This window comes from Legionella taurinensis (genome assembly GCF_900452865.1).
GTDB classification, from domain to species: domain Bacteria; phylum Pseudomonadota; class Gammaproteobacteria; order Legionellales; family Legionellaceae; genus Legionella_C; species Legionella_C taurinensis.
Genome location: NZ_UGOZ01000001.1, coordinates 1,824,836 through 1,843,576 on the forward strand (window position 1 = coordinate 1,824,836; position 18,741 = coordinate 1,843,576).

Genomic DNA, 18,741 nt, shown 5'->3' on the forward strand with positions numbered 1-18,741 from the left:
TAATATTCAAATGGTAGATTATGGCCTTTAAATAAACAATTGAACTTAATTATGCCAACTCCATCGCCTCAATTAGAACAGCTTCGTCAGCAAATTTATGCACGACATGACTACCTTCGCAATCATTTGTTTTATCTTAAGGACATTGAAAATAATAAGGTTAGTGAAGAGGACGTTAAGTCCTACCTGGAAGAAATCTTTGAAATCCCGGTCGATAAAGAGATCAAACACACGATTAACCAATTAATGCTTGTTGTTAACGAAAGGCTGGCTTTTTACCATAGACTATGGGAAGCCTCGGCAAATGATAACGAAGATCAGGCCTTTTCTTTAGTCAATCTTTTAATTGAGCAGAATTTACCGTATTGCGCCCAGTTCAAAGCGATTCTTACATCAAAAAAAATTCCTACTCGCGACAAAGTCCAGGCTGCGTTTAATGACCATGATCTTCTCAAAGAATTTCAAGGCCTCATTAAACCGCATCTTCCATCCTCTTATGCCACACTGCAGCGTCTCATCAAAGTATCCACAAGCCAAAACACCTACTCCATGCAAAAATGGGAGCGCAGAGAATTTAAAAGCGTTGTGACAATAAACTGGGAACCCGCCATTAAAAGTTTAAAGGCATTTATCCAGCGCGTAAGCGGCGACTTAATGCCTGGTAAAGCGAAAGGCCCTCTCCCATCAAAACAGAAACTGGACTCCATGATTGACGAACAAGTGTCTGAGATGAACGGAATTGACGGATTCGACGACACGACGATGGTGGAATTGCCAAAAGCGTTGCGCGATTTATCAAGCATCGTCGAGCGTGTAAAAGAAAACGCCAGGCCCAATCAGGATCCGTGCACCGTCATCGAAGAGAACGTTAAATTATTCTTCGCTGTTCAACCCTCGCTTAATTTTTTACAACAGTTAATTGATTCATGGGAAAGCTCGGAAAAAGCGGCTTTGAAATCAAAAGCGGAGGTCGATGCTAGAAAGAAGGCGGAAGTTTATTATCCTAAAATCTGGATTCAGATTACTTCATCACTCACTCAACTGAACAAGCAGACCGAAGCGTTAGTTTCTCAAATCGACAAAATTGATTTTGAGATGACCATTGAAGAACACCACCTGTTGACTGAACTCACGCATGAATTAGAAACCATTCAAAGCCAGATTGACTCACTAAAGACAGAATGGCCTGAAGCGTGTCCGCAGAAAATCAGGAAGATTGATGACATCGATGATCTCGAATCAGACTCCTATCGCAAGCAAAAAACAATGGAGAAGCAATTAATCGCGCTTAAACAAAGGATCGCTGAAACCGAAAAACAGATATGGACAAATTATAATCAACGATTAGAGTCGATGATTAAGAAGAACAAAGAAGAATCGGAAGAAGTCGATAAAAAATCCCAGGCTTATTTACAGGAAAAATCTGAACGTAACAAGCAGCGACGAGCTGAGATTGAACGCAAACGGGAGGAAAAGCCACCAAGGAAGATAGTAAACCACAAAGAAAACCTGTCATTTTTTAGCCCGGAATTTCAAGTGGATTCCCACATGGAGCAGCGATTAAAAAATCTAAACGCTAAGCGCTTAACGTTGTTAGAGCGTATTCTAAACAAGGAATCACCCATTAATGCTAAAAAGGCATATAAATTAATTGAACACTTAGGCGGCCAAATAGAAGAAATTGGTCATGGCAGCTCGCATAAACGTATTCGCCTTGGGAAATACTATTTTGAATTAATTAAACAGGATGACGGCAAACAATCCTCCTCATCGATTGCCACAGGCGGATTTTTCAAACAACATGGTAAGCAACATACTTCCAGTGATTTATGCCCGTTTAATGTGAAGCTGATCGCGGCCACGTTCGAGCGTGCCAATATCACCCTGGAGTCCCTCCAAAAACTCAGGAACACAACACCAGTCATCGAACCCAGTCAATCGGCCACCATGATGACCTTGCAATAAACAGTCAGGAGCCAGGTCGCTCAATGAGTTGCCTGGCATCCATTGAACATTAAAATAAAATGACTTAAAACGATTGTTCATGCAAAATTCATTAACTCTCTGCATTTAAAATTTACTTGCATTCGTCAAGTGATACGGCTATGTTATCGCTGTCAACGGTCTTGATTTAACAGCGTTTTTTAGAATTAAACAATGCAGAACCAAGGAATAGGTATGAGTAAAAACATTGCAATAGAGCTCGCGAAAAACATTTCAACGGGTTGTGTAAAAGCGGCCATTGATTCTAAATCAATGGAACAAACGTTCTTGAAGATGCTGGATCGTGTGGAATCAGCAATCTTAATTAAAATTGCGCATCATTTCACCAAAACCGATCAGTTAACAATTGCAATCGATCCCACAAGTGATACCGTTGAACGCTTAAGCCTTGGAACGAGCAAGGACATGACGCTTTATCAAAAGGGCACTTTGTATATTGCAGGAAACCACAGTGACGATATAGAAAAAAACCGAGTTATTACGCAAGGCTTTTTCCTCCATGGCATTGTCCTGTTCATTGCTGATGTTGTATTTGATAATGATTTTTCTTCGCTAAAAGGCCTTGAGGAATGTCAATCGGAGGGCGTTGATGAGCCAGCCCAATTTCTTTCTAATGCAGTGCAACTCCTTTGGACAGGGAACGGTGATCATTGCAATCCTAAAATAATTGCATTTTATCAAAATCAATTTATACCCGCCTGTGAAGCGCGTTTGAAACAATTGCAACACCAAAGCGCTCTCAATAAGCCCGTGTCAACCTCCGTTACCCAATTTTCTATTTTTGATTCAGAAGCAAGCAAGAAAGAGCCTGATTCCCTTAATCCTAAATCAGAGATCACCCCTTAAGCTTGACCCAAACATCCTGGCATGCCATTTAAGAGGCATGCTCTTTGTTTGATTGGTCATAGAATCTTGAAGAGCCAAATTGCATTTAGCCCATTCATAGGATATAACAACAAAAAAGCAAAAAATTACTTATGGAAATCATTAACGTCTCGTTTGAAAAACCCTTTACCGTTATAGTCAAGGGCGAAGCGATTGAAGTGGTTGTTTTTAAAACACTCGAAGATGGCAATATTAAATTCGGCATCAAAGCACCACGTTCGGTCAACGTGCATCGTGAAGAAATTTATCACGCCATCAAACAAAAAGAGCAATTGCTTGAAAGCGAATAGTCCCCTGATTGATGATGAGAGCTGCCTTTTTCCCTTGCTTGCACTCGCGTTGTTGCTGTCGTTTTCCTCGCTGTTGGTGAATCATTTTTTTCTGCATTTTCATGGTAATAACTATTTCCCCAATGGCAGTTTTGGCATGGGAGTGACCTTGTTATTGATGATGCTGGGTTGCCGCTTATTGTTTTCTAACGAACACATCAGTTACCTCATCGCCCGCAAAACGGTGTTATTTTTTATTGTCATGGCGGCATTGGCAACAATGACCAATGCGGCCCAATACACGCCCTTTCCTCCCATCGATCACTACCTGATTGCCTTTGAAGCCCTGTTTAACATTGATATGGCTGACATTGTCGCCTGGACAGCCCAATACCCATCCTTTAAACAACTGCTGGTCTACGCTTATGCCAGCATCGATTACCAACTGAGCTGCCTGCCGCTGATTATTATTTTTTCCCGTCAGTTTGATGTGGTCAATGAGCATTTTTTCCTGCTGCTGTGCAGTTTTATTTTAGGATTCAGCTTTTATTATTTTTTTCCTACTGTGGCGCCGGCAAGCATGGTATCAAGCCCTTATTTCTTTGCAGAGCAGCATGCCACCGGCATTAAATTCATGGAAATTCAAAACCACCAAATCCCGTCGACCCTGTATGGCGGAATGGTTGCCTTTCCGTCGTTTCATGCCGTGTGGGCCTGGTTCAGTGTCTACCTGTGCCGGCGGCTGTGGGTGGTATGCCTTCTACTACTGCCCCTCAATCTGCTGCTTATTGCATCCTGTGTGCTGCTCGGCTGGCACTATCCCGTTGACCTTTTAGGCAGCGTCATTTTAGCGGTGCTTTGCCACACCGCTTACCATTTTTGCCAACGCCGCCTGCTTAAGCGGTAATTTTGACGGGGACGCCGCTTGGCGAGCGCAGTTCAGTGCCGACAACCTGCTGGTTCAGTGATTTTTTAAGTGCGTAGCCGCTCAGTTTATCCTCTAAAAACGCATGAAGATTGACTTTCTTTTCGTCCGTTAAGGCAGGATGCACCTGCAAATACAATTGCCCATTCATTAAACCGAGCTTTAATGGTTCATTCATGACCGTGACCGGTGTGCCCACAGCAACCATGTCGAATAATTGCTCAATGTCTTCCGGCATCATGCGAATACATCCTGCGCTGACGCGAGAACCAACGCCGTCGCGGCGATTGGTTCCGTGAATCAGGTAGGTAGCCCAGCCCAATCTTAGTACATGGCGGCCCAGTGGGTTGCCATCGCCGCCAGGAAATTCATTGGGAATGGGGGTTCCATTTTTTGCCGCCTCTGCCCTGACGTTGGCTGTTGGATGCCACACCGGATCACGCTCCTTGACAGTGACCCTAGTTCTTCCCACTGGCGTATGCCAACCCTCGCGGCCAATACCTACCGGCATGGTGACTACTACATTGTCTCCGGGCGGATAATAGTAAAGGCGGTATTCCGCCAGGTTAATCACAATGCCCTCGCGGGGTCCTGGCGGCAGCAAATACTGCGAAGGAATGACAAGGCGGGTACGCAAAGGCAAGGGCCTAAGGGGGTCAACCTGAGGATTGGCTCTGACCATTTCGAAATAGCCAACATCATAACGAATGCCGACATCGCTTAAGGTTTCACCCGGTTCCGGGGTGGTGTATTGAATGTCGCCTACTAAGTCGCCTGAGGCGGGAATCACAAAGGTTGTTGAAAAAGCGGGGCTTAGGAATAACGAAAAACCAATAATTAGGAATAGTCGCACCATGGTAATAACCCTAATAAAGAATAATGGCAGATACTCTCTGCCATTATTAAAACACGTGACGCGAATGAATTACAAATCGCTGTTTGCCTTGAAACGCGAACCGTATTTGGACTCGAGTTTGGCAAACAATTCATTGAGTTTGTCATGGCCAAATTGCTTCGCATAATTCATGGGACCGCCACGGAAAGGCGCAAAACCGGTGGCGAAAATCATTCCGCCATCCAGCAGGTCGCTGTCAGCCACCACCCCTTCACGCAGACAGGATGCGGATTCATTGACCATGCGCAGAATCAGACGATTCGCAATGTCCTTACCGGATTTGTCGGATTTCACTTTTGGCTTAATCGGCTTACCGTTTTTATAACGGTAGAAGCCTTCACCGGTCTTACGCCCGAGCTTGCCCTCTTTCACCATGTCACGAAGACGCTGCGGTACCGTCCCGCCAAAATGGCCGGTCAGGTTTTCAGCCACGGCCAGACACACATCCATTCCCACAGTGTCTGCCAATTCAACCGGTCCCATGAACATGCCAAATTCCTCGGCCGCGTTATCAATCACCGCGCCGCTGTACCCTTCTTCAATCAATTGCACGCATTCCATCAGGTAGGGCATCAATACGCGGTTAATCAGGAAGCCGGGACTTGATTTAACCGGTAAAGGCAAACGGCCGATTTGTCCCACAAAGGCACAGGCGTCCTGCACCACGGTTTTGGAGCTTTTAGCACTGCTGACCACTTCCACCAGTTCCATTTTAGCCACGGGGTTGAAGAAGTGAATGCCAATCAAGCGCTCGGGGTGCTTCATCACCTGGCTGATTTCATCCAGAGGAATACTGGAGGTATTGGTCGCGATGATGGCCGTCTTTTTCGCTTTTTCTTCCAACTGTTTGAAAATGGACTGCTTCACTTCCAGGTTTTCAAATACCGCTTCGATAATCACATCTGCCCTGGCAATGCCATGACCATCCGGATCGGGAATCAAACGATCGAGAGCCGCCTGAATCAGGCGTGGTTGCTTGAGCTTTTTCTTATACAGGGTGTGTGCCCGACCAATGGCAGGGGCAATCTGTTGATAGGATTTATCCTGCAACGTCACTTTTAAACCACGCAGGGCACACCAGGCGGCAATGTCGCCGCCCATAACGCCTGCGCCAATGACATGGACGTGCTGCGCTTTAAAATTGGAATCCTTGGCAAACGCCTTCATGCGCTCGCGTAAGGAAAACACACGAATAAGATTTTTCGCCGTGTCGCTTTTGCTTACCAATTGCTCTACTGAATCCACTTCTTTTAAGTAGGCGCGCTCACCGTGACCGCCCTCTTTTTCCCATAAATCAATGATCGCATAGGGTGCGGGGTAATGCTGCTTTTTTACTTTTTTGGCTAATTGATAACGCATTAAAGGGGACAACAGCATGCGCACCCACGCCCAATTGGACAGCGTCTGGAAAAATCGGGGCTTGTGTTTGGCCGGTTTATTTTTAATGTAGTAAACCGCGGCACGCTTTAATTGCCGCCCAGGAACCACCTCATCCACCATGCCCAGTTTTTTTGCCTTCTGTGCCGCCAGCGGCGCGCCGGTCAGAATCACTTTGGAAATGGCATCAAACCCACCGATGAGGCGCGGCAACCGCACAGTGCCGCCCCAACCGGGATGAATACCCAACATCACTTCCGGCAGCCCCAGGCGGGTGTCTTTGTCATCCGTGGCGATACGGTAATCACAGGCTAAAGCCAGTTCCATGCCGCCACCCATGCAGAATCCATCAATCATGGCCACGGTTGGAATCGTCAAGGCTTCAAGGCGTGCAAAAACAGACTGCCCTTTTCTTAAGAAATCCACGGCCTCTTCAGCGGTATTGAATTTGGAAAACGCATTGACATCGGCGCCGGCAATGAAGCCTTTGGGTTTGCTGGAATAAATCACGACACCGGCCGCACTGCTGTCTTTGGCAATTTCCTGCAACAGGCTGTTTAATTCATTTAATACTTCATCGTTTATGGTATTAGCCGAGGTATCGCTGCGGTTGATAGCCAGCCAGATAATGTTGTCGGCGTCTTTCTCCATGTCCCAATGTTTGTAGTTATTCATTATTCGCTCACCTCAGTCACACGTTCGAGATACATTGCCCCACCCTGGCCGCCGCCGATACAAATCGCTGCCATGCCGCGGGTTCCTTTTGTCTGTTCAAGAGACTTTAAAACATGCAATACAATACGAGCCCCGCTGGCACCAATGGGATGCCCAGCCGCAATAGCGCCGCCATCCTTGTTTAATTGATCCAGCGAAGGAGCACCCAGAGCATGCTGCAGGCCGAGTTGGGTTTTGCAATAGTCGTCATCATTCCAGGCAGCCAGACAGCCCAGGACCTGTGCAGCAAAGGCTTCGTTAATTTCCCAGCAATCGAGCTCTGCCGGTTTGAGTTTTTGCCGTTGCAGAATCGGCGTGGCAGCATGAACAGGCCCTAACCCCATTTGTGAAGGATCAAGAGCCGCCCATTGAGAATCGACGATGCGGCCAATCACGGGCAGTTTGTATTTTTTCACAGCATCCGCACTGGCCAGTAACAATAAACAAGCCCCATCAGTAATCTGGGAACTGTTGCCGGCGGTAACCATGCCAAATTTTTTGTCAAAGAAGGGTTTGAGTTTGGCAAGCTTTTCAACCGTTGAATCCGTACGTATGCCATCATCCTGAGGATACATTTTCCCTTTCTTATCAATGATGGGCATGACTTCAGTCATACGACCGTCTTCATAGGCTTTAGCCAGACGCAGGTGACTTTGTACAGCAAATTCATCCATCTGCTCACGGGTAATACCAAAACGGTAAGCCACTTTTTCTGCTGTCTGTCCCATGTTCAACCCCACGATGGGGTCGGTGAGGCCACGCAACAAGGCGATAACCGGCGCCAGAAAGGAGGGACGAAACTGCGTCATCAGACCCAGACGCTGCCCGGTGCTTTTAGCAGAAAACCAGCGACCTAACCAGGACGCCATTTTCTCATTAAATAATAATGGCGCATGACTCATGGCATCGGTACCACCGGCCAAAACCAGATCACTGCGACCGGAAGCAATTTGAATGGCCGCATTGTCCAGTGCCTGCATGCCGGAGGCACAATTACGCATGACGGTAAACGCAGGGACTTTATCGCCACAGCCTAAACGCAGGGCTACAACGCGAGCAATATTGGCTTCATCAGGCCCAGGCATGGCCGAACCAATAATAACCTCATCCAATTCAGCTGGAGTAAATGGCTGACGATTCAGCAGAGGAATCCCTGCCGCCACCGCTAAATCCGAACCGGTAAAAGGCCCGACATCCTTTGCTTTTAAGAAAGGAGTTCGATTGCCATCAACAACATAGACCGCCCTGCCCTGCAAATTTGATCGTTGCTCCATCACGCCTCCTGATGCATGTCATGCTGATTAAGTCAGCCATTTTTTTAATTGTAAAAGATAGCAGTAATCCTAACCATTTGGAAATTTTGTTAAAAATTATTTTTATTTAAAATCAGTGTTGACGATAAACAAATACCTGCTATACTGCCGCTTCATTGGACGGAGAGATGGCCGAGTGGTCGAAGGCGCTCCCCTGCTAAGGGAGTATGGGAGAAATCCCATCGAGGGTTCGAATCCCTCTCTCTCCGCCAGACAGAACGACGCGCCCGTAGCTCAGTTGGATAGAGTATCTGGCTACGAACCAGGGGGTCGGAGGTTCGAATCCTTCCGGGCGCGCCATATAAATCAAGGACTTACGTGAAATTTCGAGTGGCGTAAAAAAGGTGATGTAGCAAATTTGTAACACTTTTTTTACCCTTTCACGTTTCCAGTCACCCATTTACTAATCCCAATGTGTTAATCGTACTTGCCGCAGCTTTCAGGTGGTCACTTGATAAATGCGCATAACGCAACACCATCTCAAAACTGGACCATCCACCTAACAACTGAAGCTCTTGCAAGCTTGTTCCATTTTGGACATGCCAGCTCGCCCATGTGTGCCTTAAATCATGCCAACGAAAATTTTCAATCCCGGCTCGTTTAAGCGCATTTCGCCATGCTTTAGTATTGCATTGTTGAATAGGTTGATCATTATAGGTAAAGACATATTTTGGATGACTCCCTATTCTACTTTTCAATACTGCGATGGCGTTATCATTTAAAGGGACAGGAATTGCTTTTTTTGTTTTTGCTTCATCAGGGTGAACCCATGCGTGTCTCTTTTGCATGTCCACCTCCTGCCATTGCAGCCCCTTAACATTCGCAGCCCTTAAGCCTGTTGCCAGACTGAATGCAGCCATATCTCGGAGATGCGAAGGTAGCTCTTTAAGCAATCGTGCTGCTTGTGAAACAGTTATCCAACGAATTCGTTTATTTTCTACGTGCCGCATGCGAATCGCAGGAATCTTATCAAGCCATTCCCACTCCATTTGTGCCTTTCTCAGTATTGCTCTAATGACTTCCAGCATACGATTAACGGTTGTTGCTGTAACACCGGTTTCTTGCTTTTTATCAGCTATTGATTCGAGCAGGTCACGGTTAATTTCATGCAATTGGTAATTTTTTAAATAACCATCCAACCAACGCAAATGGGTTTTATCGTCATTAATACTGCGTTTATGACCGTTTTCCTTAAGCCATCTAAGAACTGCATCTCGCCACGAGTAGACAGCCTTGCTCTGAAGTTTTGCCAAACTCCATAACTCGGCCTTGAATTTATCGTGATACTCCTGAGCCGCTAACTTATTGGCAGTCCCAGTGCTTCTCTGTATTCTTTGTCCATCGTGGGTAATGCTGATCCACCAAACCTCGTTCCTTCTGTAAAGCGCCATTGTTTACTCCTATTTATAGCGCCTTGCGATGTAACACGGTTAGAATACTCAGATCGCATATACACAACAAGATCCTGTTCGATAAATCGCCATCCTCGGCCAATTTTTACAGCGGGAATTTTTCCTGAGACGGCCAAGGGCGGATGGTTTCTTTGTGGGCGCCGAGGAAAAGTGCAGCCTGGTCTATATTGATGGTTTTAATTGATTGATTCTGAAATAAAAATTTCTCCGCCATAACCATATTGTGCATATGCCTCCATGCTAAAGAAACAGCTGAGAACAGAAAGTTTTCTTGTTTTTTTCGCATTTTATTCACTCTGTACTTAGAACCACACACGAATTTGAGTACCATTTGTATGCCTAAGCTATGCCTCGATTTAGGGTTTTTGTACCTTTTATATTTAATTGCAACAGAGCCTTTTACGATTCGTCGTTCTTTGATATTCGCAAGCCTATTCCATTTTGGAAATGGCGTATGCCTAAATTTTTCTGTATTTTTGAGTGATTATTAAATAAAGTGGCAAATTAATAACTCAAATTCCCCTCTGTTTTGGATAGGTTCTAAGTCTTACAACCCAGTATTAATACGGAGCTGATGAAATGAAATTAACTACAAAAATACTCGATAAAGAGGGCAATCCTGTAGAGTTTTCCGTTGTAAATAAATATGGATATGGACATAATTTTAAACTTATCGATAGTGAAGGAATGCAACTGGGTTATCTGCACCTTGAGGAAGAGAGCTTGGGTGCACCGACCTTTAAAAAATATTTCATTATTAGTCAGTTGCATAATACCTCTCCCAACCGAGAATACAGAAATGTTGGAACCGCCTTGCATGAACTGGCATTTAGACATAGTTTTTCAAGCTACTTTAAAACCAATGGGAATATTAAGGTCGATATAGGTTACGAATCCCTGCTTTTTCACTATCATTGCGGATTTCGATTGCACCCTAGGGCGGAATTTCATTGGGATTATTTGATTGAAGATTTCTTAACTCATGAGAAATTTGGTAAGGCAGCTTATGAACGATGGTGTTTATCGCATTTTGATCCAACTGCAGCCTCCAAATTACTGGAAAAATCATCAGCGAATGATGTACTGGCCTTTTACTACTCCTTATATGCTGAAGATAAAGATCCAACTAATCGCGCCTATTTACGTGAGAATTTAGCAGAACTGGGAGGGTTAACAGGGTACTTATCCCAGAGTGCGGTACTTCAGAAGAAGGAAGAGTTTTCTATAGACATTGAACCAATTAGCCAAACCTCTTCTGTTGCACCAGGTACATTTTTTTATTCAGCGGGTTCAATTAGCGCGGCAGCCAAGGTTATAAAAGATGATAATAATAATGATGTTCGAGTGAATAATGCTCAACCTGGATAACTTAATTCCTTGACGTGGTCAACCAAATTTGTACACTCCAGTTAAGCCACTTTTTTCAATAGCCCCCAATAGTGGTTTTCAAATTGATTTGGGCTTTGATAATCCAAAGACGAATGTAATCTTTGATTGTTATAAAAGATAGTAATGTAATCGAGGATATCCTGCTTTGCCTCCTTCCGGGTTTGATAATTACGCCAATGTACTCGCTCGTCTTTCAAGCGACCGAAAAAACTTTCAGCAACGCTATTGTCCCAGCAGTCACCTTTTTTGCTCATGCTGCCCACTAGACCATATTGATTGAGAAGGTCACGATATTGTTTACTGGCATATTGTGAGCCTCTGTCGGAATGCACAATAAGGCCTGAACTTGGATTTCTCTGCCAAATGGCCATTGTTAATGCATCACAAACCGTATCAGTCTTCATTCTCGAACTCATGTTCCAACCCACTACTTTCCGAGAAAACAAATCAATCACCACGGTCAGGTATAACCAGCCCTCATGGGTTGATATATAAGTAATATCGGACACATAGGCACGATTGGGCTCATTGACCTGAAACCTCCTGTTTAACACATTATCAAAAACAGGTTGCTTGTGATTGCTGTTTGTTGTCACTTTGTATTTCTTTTTATATCGAACAAAAATACCAGCCTCACGCATCAAACTACGGGTTTTTCTTCGACCAACCGGATAACCAAGAGCATTCAGTGCTTTCCTTATCCTGCGATTTCCATACGAGAACTTGCTGGATTCCGAGATTTTTTTAACCCACTCCAATAGCTCTTGATGTTCTGGTTCATTGTTCGGGTTTGTTTGTTTCCGCTTTTGATAACTATAGTATCCAGAAGGAGTAACGCCCATGAGGTGGCACATCATGCCAACCGGCCAGGTCTTCTTGTGTTGGGCGATAAACGAATATTTTATTTCGCTTCTTTCGCAAAGAAGACCGTGGCTTTTTTTAGTATTTCTTTCTCCATTGTCAGCCTTCTGACTTCTTCTCGTAACTGGCGAATCTCAAGTTGCTCTTCCGTCAATTTACCATTTCCACGAAAAGCATTTTCATTATTCTCTGCTGCCTCTCGAATCCAGCGACTCAAAATATTCGAATTAATTCCCAAGCTCCTGGCAGCGTCTAAACATGCGTATCCTTGTTCAGTTACTAAGCTAACCGCATCCAGTTTAAATTCCTTTGTATATTTTCTTCTTGTAGACATTGTGACCTCCAATTAAGCAAATTATCTCTTAACTGGTATGTCCAAATCAATTGAACCACATCAGTTGAACGCGGCGGGGATGTCACGGTGGAAATGGGTTTTTTCAGTACCGCCTTCGCCCCCTCGGATGACGAGATGTTTAATGCGATGAACACGGAGCTGTTTAATGCAGGCGGCGGAACCGGTATTGTCCTGTCTGATTTGCGCGGTAAATACATTGCTGGGATTGCCTCCAAACCCGACGAGTTTGAATACCTGGTTCCCCCAACGCAAATGCAATGGGTCGGGCATTACCAAACGGAAAACGGCAGCCATTTTTTCCATGCCAGACCAGTACAAACCTTAACGGGACTCACGGCAGAACAGCAAAAGCGAACCGCTCCGGCGAACGATTCAACGCCTATCTTAAGCACAGACTTTAAAGCCCGGCTTAATGATGTGAAAAATGCGGACGGGGACGAAGTCAAACAGCCTTACAAACCCTCCTGACCGGATCAACGTGCCGCTTCCGGTTATTTTTCACTTCGCGGGGCAATCAATTGCACCATGGCCACAGCGCCAGCTACCGCAGTCAACATCGGCATTAAAAGATCAAACCGGGCCTGGGTCAATTCAAACAGCAGGACAATGGCAGTGATCGGCATGTTCTGACCCGCCGCCAAAAAAGCAGCCGCTCCGACAATGGCATAAGCATTGAAGCTGTTTTCCAGCCCCATTAAATTAAATGCCCCGCCGAAGACCACGCCCAATAAAGCACCATTGGCCAGGCAGGGCGTTAACAAACCGCCCTTTGCCCCTGCACGCAGGGACGAAGCGACAATAACCACACGTAAACCAAGCAACAACAGGCTTAAACCCATGCCGATTTCATTACTAAACTCAAGCCGTGCGGGGCTTTTGCCATTCCCCAGCAAAGCCGGAAAATAAATAGCCAATAATCCAATCAGCAGAAAATTAATAAAACAGGTGACCCATAGCGATCGGTCTTCAGGGGCCTGTTTCCTGGCTATCGCGGTCAGGCGAATAAACCCATGAGCGGCCAAACCAAACAGGGGCCCGGCCAGCAGTGCCCAGAGAATGAGATGAGGGTGGAACGTGTAAGCGGCGATTTGGTATTGGGGTTCGTTGCCAAGTCCTATCCAGGACACCGCGGTGGCAATGACCGAGGTTGTCAGCGCCGGCAATAAAACAGACCAGTTCCAGGTGCACAGCAAAACCTCAAGCGTAAACAAGGCGCCGCTTAAAGGCACATTATACACCGCGGCAAAACCAGCGCCTGCACCGCAGGCCACCAGAATACGTAACTCCTCAGCCTTTAATCCCGCCTTGATCGACACCTGTTCTGCAAATACGGCGCTTATCTCGCGCGGCGCCGTTTCACGGCCCAGCGGTGAGCCCAAACCAATAGTGACCAGTTGCAAAATGGCGTGAACAAGGGTTGAGAAAACCGGCATGGGCTTTTTACTTTTCAAAGCCTCAGCGATACTGACCAACCGCTGCCCATAAGCGGACAAAGCCCACCACCCGAAACCGGCAATTAATCCGCAAAGGCAAAGAATCATCACACGCCGCAGCGGGGACGAGGCGCTGACCCCCTGCAGGAACGTTTCATTGCTCACCAGTTGCAGCGGGCTATAACCGTAAGCCAGGTGCTGCGCTGATTTGAGCAAAAGCGCTGAAAACAAGCCCGCCACACCGGAAAGCACACCTACCCCTAACACCAGTAACAGCCATTGGATCGGCGGCTGAACGGTTTTTCCTGCAGCGATACGTCCCTTGGTCGTTGCCATGATAAGCCAGAATAATAATGGATTCTTTATGTTACTTCATGTTGCCGCCAACCAAAATAGCGGATTTAACAGCCGGTTTATCCATTAATCCTGAGGTTCCGCCCAGGCTTTCTTCATGATTTTCAATACCCTGCTTTCAATTTACAGGCCATCTGCTATGATGATTCCCCTGACTTTCGCTTCAAGACAACAGGATAGCCAAAGTCAGATTCAAGGCTTTCGAAAACGACAGTACAGGGATTAGTAGTCACCATGATTTCAGCACCCGCATCGCCAAGCGCCCTTTTGCCTGCCCATCTTGAACGTCTGGAAGCCGAAAGCATTTACATCATTCGCGAAGCCATGGCCGAATCAGACAATCCGGTCATGCTTTATTCCATTGGCAAAGACAGCTCGGTCATGCTGCATCTGGCTCGCAAAGCCTTCTACCCGGGCCCTCTTCCTTTCCCTCTGCTGCACATTGATACACGCTGGAAATTCAGCGCCATGTATGCTTTCCGGGACAGCGTGGCTCGGGACAATCAAATCGATTTACGGGTTTACACCAATCCTTTAGCCATTGCCAGAAACATTAATCCGTTTGATCATGGCTCCGCCCTGCACACCCAAATCACCAAAACCGACGGACTTAAGCAGGCCCTGGATCATTATCAGTTTGATATGATTTTGTGCGGCGCACGGCGCGATGAAGAAAAGTCCCGGGCCAAGGAACGTGTTTTCTCTTTTCGCAGTAAAACCCATCATTGGGATCCGAAAAATCAGCGCCCTGAGCTCTGGAATCTGTACAATACCAGAAAAAACAAAGGTGAAACGTTTCGTGTCTTTCTGTTGTCGAACTGGACTGAGCTGGATATCTGGCATTATATCCATCACGAGAACATTGCGGTTGTACCCTTGTATTTCGCAAGCGATCGGCCCGTGGTTCTGCGCGATGGCCAGCTTATCATGGTGGACGATGAACGCTTTCGCCAGCGCCCGGACGAAACCGTCAGGGTAAAAAAAATACGCTTTCGAACCCTGGGCTGTTACCCTTTAACCGGCGCCATTGAGTCCGCTGCTACGACCGTGCCGGAAATACTTGCCGAATTAGCCCAAAGCCGTTACTCCGAACGGCAGAACCGGCTCATTGACAAGGATGCCCCGGGCAGCATGGAACTTAAAAAACAGGACGGGTACTTTTGATGGACTGCGAACTCACGGCGGCCATTGAGCGCCCAGCGTCAACAACCACGGAACAGGCCGACGGGCTCCTGCGCCTTATTACCTGCGGCAGCGTCGATGACGGCAAAAGCACCCTCATTGGCCGCCTGCTCTGGGAATCGTCACAACTGGCAGACGATCAGCGTCAGGCATTGGCTTTCGAATCCAAAAGGTACGGTACCCAGGGTGAAAACCTCGACTTCGCCCTGTTGGTCGACGGTTTGATGGCTGAACGCGAACAAGGCATCACCATTGATGTCGCCTACCGTTATTTTTCCATTGGGAAACGCAAGGTTATCCTTGCTGACACGCCCGGGCATGAACAGTATACCCGTAACATGATCACCGGCGCCTCCACGGCTGATGCCGCCATTTTGCTAATTGATGTCCGCCAGGGCCTTCTCCCCCAGACACGCCGCCATGCCTATTTAGCCCATTTGCTAGGCATACGTCATCTCATTCTCGCCATTAATAAAATGGACCTGGTGGATTTCAGCGCCGACAGGTATCACCCGATTCAGCAGGAATTTCGTCAATTTGCCGCCTCCCTGCGTTTCAGTTCGGTGGCCGCCATCCCACTGTCGGCGTTAAAGGGAGACAATATCACCCAGCTATCGCCCCATACACCCTGGTATAGCGGGCCACCACTCCTGAGCTGCCTTGAACGCCTGCCGTTAAAAACAGACAATGACGCGGACTTTGTCTTTCCGGTGCAGCTCGTTACTCATCCCCATGCCGGTTTCAGGGGATACAGCGGCACGATCACCCGTGGGTCCCTGGCAGTGGGGGATGAAATCAGGGTGACCAAATCCGGTCAACTGGCCCGCGTCGCTGACATCCTTCGCATGAACGCCCGCCCATGTCGTGCCAAAGCCGGCGAAGCCGTCACCTTAGTCCTCGATAAAGACCTGGATATTTCCCGCGGCGATGTGTTGACTTTAAGCCACGCGCCACTTGAGACCACCGAACAATTCGCTGCAACCATCGTCTGGCTGCACCAAGAGGAAGGCTTGATTGGCCGAAGCTATGATTTGAAACTCGCCACGCAATGGACGGGAGCATCGATAACCGCCATTAAACAGGTCATTGACATCAACACCCTGACTCAGACACCGGGCAAATCGCTTCAAATGAATGACATGGCCTTCTGCCATCTCGCTGTCAGCAAGCCATTGGTGTTTAACACCTATGACCAATGCAAAACCCTAGGCAGTTTTATTTTAGTCGATCGTTTTTCGCATGCGACGGTAGCCGCCGGCATGATAGCCTACAGCCTGTACCGCGATAAAACCATTCACCGGCAGGCATTGACCATCAGCAGGGCGCACAGGGAACGCTTAAATGGGCATGAGGCGAAAGTCATCTGGTTGACCGGGCTTTCTGGTGCAGGAAAATCCACCTTAGCCAATGCGTTGGAAATCGCGCTTTATCAACAGGGGAAACGCACTTACCTCCTCGATGGCGATAATGTACGTCATGGGTTAAACAGGGATCTGGGGTTTAGCAAAGCCTGCCGGGTAGAAAACATCCGCCGTGTCGCGGAGGTCGCCCGCTTGATGATGGATGCCGGATTGATTGTGATTGCCGCGTTCGTTTCGCCTTTCCGGCATGAACGACAAATGGTCCGCGATTTGATTGGCAAAGCGCGCTTTTTTGAGATCCATGTCAATACTCCCCTCGCTGTGTGCGAACAGCGGGATCCCAAAGGTCTTTATCACCAGGCAAGGCAAGGGAAATTACCCAACATGACAGGCGTGCAAAGTCCCTATGAACCGCCAATCAACCCCGATTACACGGCGGATTGCCATGGGCGAAGCACAGACGAACTGGTGGCAGAATTACTGATGCGATTGGCTGAGCATGACTGAAGCGCGCTACCGGCAATTGCTCGTTTCCTTAGAGATTGACGAATACCTCATTCCCAAATACCTCTCCGAGGGCCAATGCCAATCCCTGTACCGAATACTTAAACGATTCAATCCCGGCTTCATTAAAGAACGTTGGCAGTTAGGGGCACTGCTCTGGGATCGATTTTTTCATCCCCGATTCGATCGCCTTGATCAATTTGGCAATCACCTTGGGCATTATGCCGCTTTAGCCGGTAACAAAGGCGCCCTTGAATTAATCAAAGCCGCCTCCCCCATGATGCTCAGGCAAACGAACCAGGCCGGTAACACCCTGGCGCATTACGCGGCCATGGCCGGTCATATTGAGGTACTTGAGTGGGTAAAAAACCAGTGCCCCTCCCTGCTGACCCAACTCAGCCATGAGGGCTTCACCCTGGCTCATTTTGCAGCCAAAGCTGGCCAGATCCCTGTTTTGCAATGGATTAAAACCCATTACCCTGGGCTTTTGACCCTTAAAAGCAATACCGGCAGCACCTTCGCGCATTGCGCGGCCCTGTCTGGGGATGTGCCTACCCTGGAATGGATTAAGCGCAACGCACCGCAGCGTCTAAAAGAAAGGAATCATCAGGGCGATACGCTGGCCCATTGGGCCGCCGCCTCGGCTAACCCGGCCGCCCTGGTGTGGGTAAAACAAAATTGCCCTGAATTAATCCGTGCTCTGAATCACAAGGGCCAAAGCATTGTCCATTTTGCCGCCTTGTCGGGCGAGGCTCAACAATTCAATCTGGCTCTGTCGCTTATGGGAAACGCGTCACCGCTCAATTTAACGGCGTTTAGTGCAACCCAACTGAAAAGCCACCGGTTTTATGCGATGATTGATGCAGCGCTTCAAACCAACCATACCCTCACCGAACTTCGCCTTCCTCCGGGAATAACGCTGACTCAGACCTTACAGAACCGGTTGGCGGAGAATAAACAAATCAAGAACGTTCTAAAGACCTACACCCTCTTCTGCCATGCCAAAGATCATGCCATAAGCCGTTTACCCAAGGACATCCTTTTCCGCCTGTTCAGCGGCTCCATCACGGGCGTGACTCAACGCATATCCCCTCGCCTGACGGCACGCCTGTTTGATAAAATTCATAATGGCAGCAAACCCCACCGGCTCACGGCGGCCTGGATGATTGAGAAACAACTCATCACCTTAAGGCACCAGTTGCAGCAACCTTCGCATCAAAACCGGGCCCTGGCCATTGCAGCTGAAATCGATGCCCTGGTTGCCCTGAAACAACTGGTTCTGTGCACTAATCAGCTTACCGAAGTTCAGTTTAAGGACTGGTACCAGGCTCATGCCGGAAGTCTTCGTAGCCCACAACAGGGTTTCTTCAGTTTTTTTGCTCCAAAAACACTCATGCAATCCCTGTGTGCTCTGTTTGGCTTTAATGAAGCCACCATCACAGCCTTAGCGGACAGGGAGAATGAAACAATCCCTGACTCAGAAGAGACAGTCCCTGGCCGGGTCTGAT

At 47.4% G+C, this 18,741-nt stretch carries 16 protein-coding genes and 2 tRNA genes; 11 read left to right on the forward strand and 7 right to left on the reverse strand.

Going from position 1 to position 18,741, the window contains the following annotated elements:
* Positions 1–51: 51 nt before the first annotated feature.
* From DYE45_RS08525 to DYE45_RS08540, 4 genes are all read left to right on the forward strand, one after another.
* Positions 52–1,965, forward strand: coding sequence for a coiled-coil domain-containing protein (locus tag DYE45_RS08525; protein WP_115300759.1), 1,914 nt, complete (start codon positions 52–54; stop codon positions 1,963–1,965).
* Positions 1,966–2,178: 213 nt separating this feature from the next.
* On the forward strand, positions 2,179–2,850 hold the full coding sequence (locus DYE45_RS08530; RefSeq protein WP_108293916.1) for a hypothetical protein: 672 nt from the start codon (positions 2,179–2,181) through the stop codon (positions 2,848–2,850).
* A gap of 131 nt (positions 2,851–2,981) precedes the next feature.
* Positions 2,982–3,179, forward strand: coding sequence for a carbon storage regulator (locus DYE45_RS08535; protein ID WP_108293918.1), 198 nt, complete (start codon positions 2,982–2,984; stop codon positions 3,177–3,179).
* Positions 3,166–4,065 carry a phosphatase PAP2 family protein gene (locus DYE45_RS08540; RefSeq protein WP_160160705.1) on the forward strand — a complete coding sequence of 300 codons (900 nt, stop codon included), beginning with the start codon at positions 3,166–3,168 and terminating at the stop codon, positions 4,063–4,065. Before DYE45_RS08535 ends, DYE45_RS08540 begins: the two co-directional genes overlap by 14 nt.
* Here the strand turns inward: DYE45_RS08540 and DYE45_RS08545 are convergent.
* The 3 genes from DYE45_RS08545 to DYE45_RS08555 all read right to left on the reverse strand — a co-directional run bounded on the left by DYE45_RS08545 (position 4,055) and on the right by DYE45_RS08555 (position 8,343).
* On the reverse strand, positions 4,055–4,939 hold the full coding sequence (locus DYE45_RS08545; RefSeq protein WP_108293922.1) for a L,D-transpeptidase family protein: 885 nt from the start codon (positions 4,937–4,939) through the stop codon (positions 4,055–4,057). The two genes, DYE45_RS08540 and DYE45_RS08545, sit on opposite strands and share 11 nt — an antisense overlap.
* A 69-nt stretch (positions 4,940–5,008) precedes the next feature.
* Positions 5,009–7,030 carry a 3-hydroxyacyl-CoA dehydrogenase NAD-binding domain-containing protein gene (locus tag DYE45_RS08550; protein ID WP_108293924.1) on the reverse strand — a complete coding sequence of 674 codons (2,022 nt, stop codon included), beginning with the start codon at positions 7,028–7,030 and terminating at the stop codon, positions 5,009–5,011.
* The gene (locus tag DYE45_RS08555; RefSeq protein WP_108293926.1) at positions 7,030–8,343 is read right to left on the reverse strand and encodes an acetyl-CoA C-acetyltransferase; all 1,314 of its coding nucleotides are present in this window, start codon (positions 8,341–8,343) and stop codon (positions 7,030–7,032) included. The genes DYE45_RS08550 and DYE45_RS08555 overlap by 1 nt, the downstream gene beginning before the upstream one ends.
* Before the next feature lie 161 nt (positions 8,344–8,504).
* On the opposite strand from DYE45_RS08555, the gene DYE45_RS08560 reads away from it, so the two are divergent.
* Both DYE45_RS08560 and DYE45_RS08565 read left to right on the forward strand, forming a co-directional pair.
* Positions 8,505–8,594, forward strand: a tRNA-Ser gene (locus DYE45_RS08560).
* An 11-nt stretch (positions 8,595–8,605) separates the two neighbouring features.
* Positions 8,606–8,682, forward strand: a tRNA-Arg gene (locus tag DYE45_RS08565).
* A 92-nt stretch (positions 8,683–8,774) separates the two neighbouring features.
* Here DYE45_RS08565 and DYE45_RS08570 read toward each other — a convergent pair.
* Together DYE45_RS08570 and DYE45_RS14905 are read right to left on the reverse strand one after the other, a co-directional pair.
* Positions 8,775–9,773: a tyrosine-type recombinase/integrase gene (locus DYE45_RS08570; protein WP_115300760.1), complete on the reverse strand. Its 999-nt coding sequence runs from the start codon at positions 9,771–9,773 to the stop codon at positions 8,775–8,777.
* 106 nt (positions 9,774–9,879) lie between these two features.
* Positions 9,880–10,080 (reverse strand): hypothetical protein, encoded by a 201-nt coding sequence (locus tag DYE45_RS14905; protein WP_242602741.1) that lies wholly within the window; start codon positions 10,078–10,080, stop codon positions 9,880–9,882.
* Positions 10,081–10,373: 293 nt separating this feature from the next.
* Between DYE45_RS14905 and DYE45_RS08580 the strand changes: the two genes are divergently transcribed.
* Positions 10,374–11,162 carry a hypothetical protein gene (locus DYE45_RS08580; RefSeq protein ID WP_115300761.1) on the forward strand — a complete coding sequence of 263 codons (789 nt, stop codon included), beginning with the start codon at positions 10,374–10,376 and terminating at the stop codon, positions 11,160–11,162.
* A gap of 41 nt (positions 11,163–11,203) precedes the next feature.
* On the opposite strand, the gene DYE45_RS08585 is transcribed toward DYE45_RS08580, so the two are convergent.
* A protein-coding gene (locus DYE45_RS08585) for an IS3 family transposase (protein WP_108349036.1) occupies positions 11,204–12,378 on the reverse strand; the annotation gives its coding sequence in 2 pieces (ribosomal slippage) (positions 11,204–12,126 and positions 12,126–12,378; 1,176 coding nt in all).
* An 87-nt stretch (positions 12,379–12,465) separates the two neighbouring features.
* On the opposite strand from DYE45_RS08585, the gene DYE45_RS08590 reads away from it, so the two are divergent.
* Positions 12,466–12,867: a hypothetical protein gene (locus DYE45_RS08590; RefSeq protein WP_133138217.1), complete on the forward strand. Its 402-nt coding sequence runs from the start codon at positions 12,466–12,468 to the stop codon at positions 12,865–12,867.
* Positions 12,868–12,890: 23 nt separating this feature from the next.
* Here DYE45_RS08590 and DYE45_RS08595 read toward each other — a convergent pair whose 3' ends face one another.
* A complete protein-coding gene (locus DYE45_RS08595) occupies positions 12,891–14,168 on the reverse strand; it encodes a chloride channel protein (protein WP_115300763.1) in 1,278 nt (425 codons plus the stop codon).
* A 252-nt stretch (positions 14,169–14,420) separates the two neighbouring features.
* Between DYE45_RS08595 and cysD the strand changes: the two genes are divergently transcribed.
* From cysD to DYE45_RS08610, 3 genes are read left to right on the forward strand one after another with little or no spacing between them, the layout of a single operon-like run.
* Positions 14,421–15,350, forward strand: a complete 930-nt coding sequence (cysD, locus tag DYE45_RS08600) for a sulfate adenylyltransferase subunit CysD (RefSeq protein ID WP_115300764.1) — start codon at positions 14,421–14,423, stop codon at positions 15,348–15,350.
* Entirely contained in the window at positions 15,350–17,236 is a 1,887-nt protein-coding gene (gene cysC, locus DYE45_RS08605) for an adenylyl-sulfate kinase (protein WP_115300765.1), read from the forward strand. The genes cysD and cysC overlap by 1 nt, the downstream gene beginning before the upstream one ends.
* Positions 17,229–18,740, forward strand: a complete 1,512-nt coding sequence (locus DYE45_RS08610) for an ankyrin repeat domain-containing protein (protein WP_108292567.1) — start codon at positions 17,229–17,231, stop codon at positions 18,738–18,740. The genes cysC and DYE45_RS08610 overlap by 8 nt, the downstream gene beginning before the upstream one ends.
* Position 18,741: the final 1 nt, after the last annotated feature.

Bases quoted from the DNA above. Each gene is read 5' to 3' on its own strand.
- DYE45_RS08525 (WP_115300759.1), top strand. From the start codon at position 52: ATGCCAACTCCATCGCCTCAATTAGAACAGCTTCGTCAGCAAATTTAT.
- DYE45_RS08530 (WP_108293916.1), top strand. From the start codon at position 2,179: ATGAGTAAAAACATTGCAATAGAGCTCGCGAAAAACATTTCAACGGGT.
- DYE45_RS08535 (WP_108293918.1), top strand. From the start codon at position 2,982: ATGGAAATCATTAACGTCTCGTTTGAAAAACCCTTTACCGTTATAGTC.
- DYE45_RS08545 (WP_108293922.1), bottom strand. From the start codon at position 4,939: ATGGTGCGACTATTCCTAATTATTGGTTTTTCGTTATTCCTAAGCCCC.
- DYE45_RS08550 (WP_108293924.1), bottom strand. From the start codon at position 7,030: ATGAATAACTACAAACATTGGGACATGGAGAAAGACGCCGACAACATT.
- DYE45_RS08555 (WP_108293926.1), bottom strand. From the start codon at position 8,343: ATGGAGCAACGATCAAATTTGCAGGGCAGGGCGGTCTATGTTGTTGAT.
- DYE45_RS08570 (WP_115300760.1), bottom strand. From the start codon at position 9,773: ATGGCGCTTTACAGAAGGAACGAGGTTTGGTGGATCAGCATTACCCAC.
- DYE45_RS14905 (WP_242602741.1), bottom strand. From the start codon at position 10,080: ATGCGAAAAAAACAAGAAAACTTTCTGTTCTCAGCTGTTTCTTTAGCA.
- DYE45_RS08580 (WP_115300761.1), top strand. From the start codon at position 10,374: ATGAAATTAACTACAAAAATACTCGATAAAGAGGGCAATCCTGTAGAG.
- DYE45_RS08595 (WP_115300763.1), bottom strand. From the start codon at position 14,168: ATGGCAACGACCAAGGGACGTATCGCTGCAGGAAAAACCGTTCAGCCG.
- cysD (WP_115300764.1), top strand. From the start codon at position 14,421: ATGATTTCAGCACCCGCATCGCCAAGCGCCCTTTTGCCTGCCCATCTT.
- cysC (WP_115300765.1), top strand. From the start codon at position 15,350: ATGGACTGCGAACTCACGGCGGCCATTGAGCGCCCAGCGTCAACAACC.
- DYE45_RS08610 (WP_108292567.1), top strand. From the start codon at position 17,229: ATGACTGAAGCGCGCTACCGGCAATTGCTCGTTTCCTTAGAGATTGAC.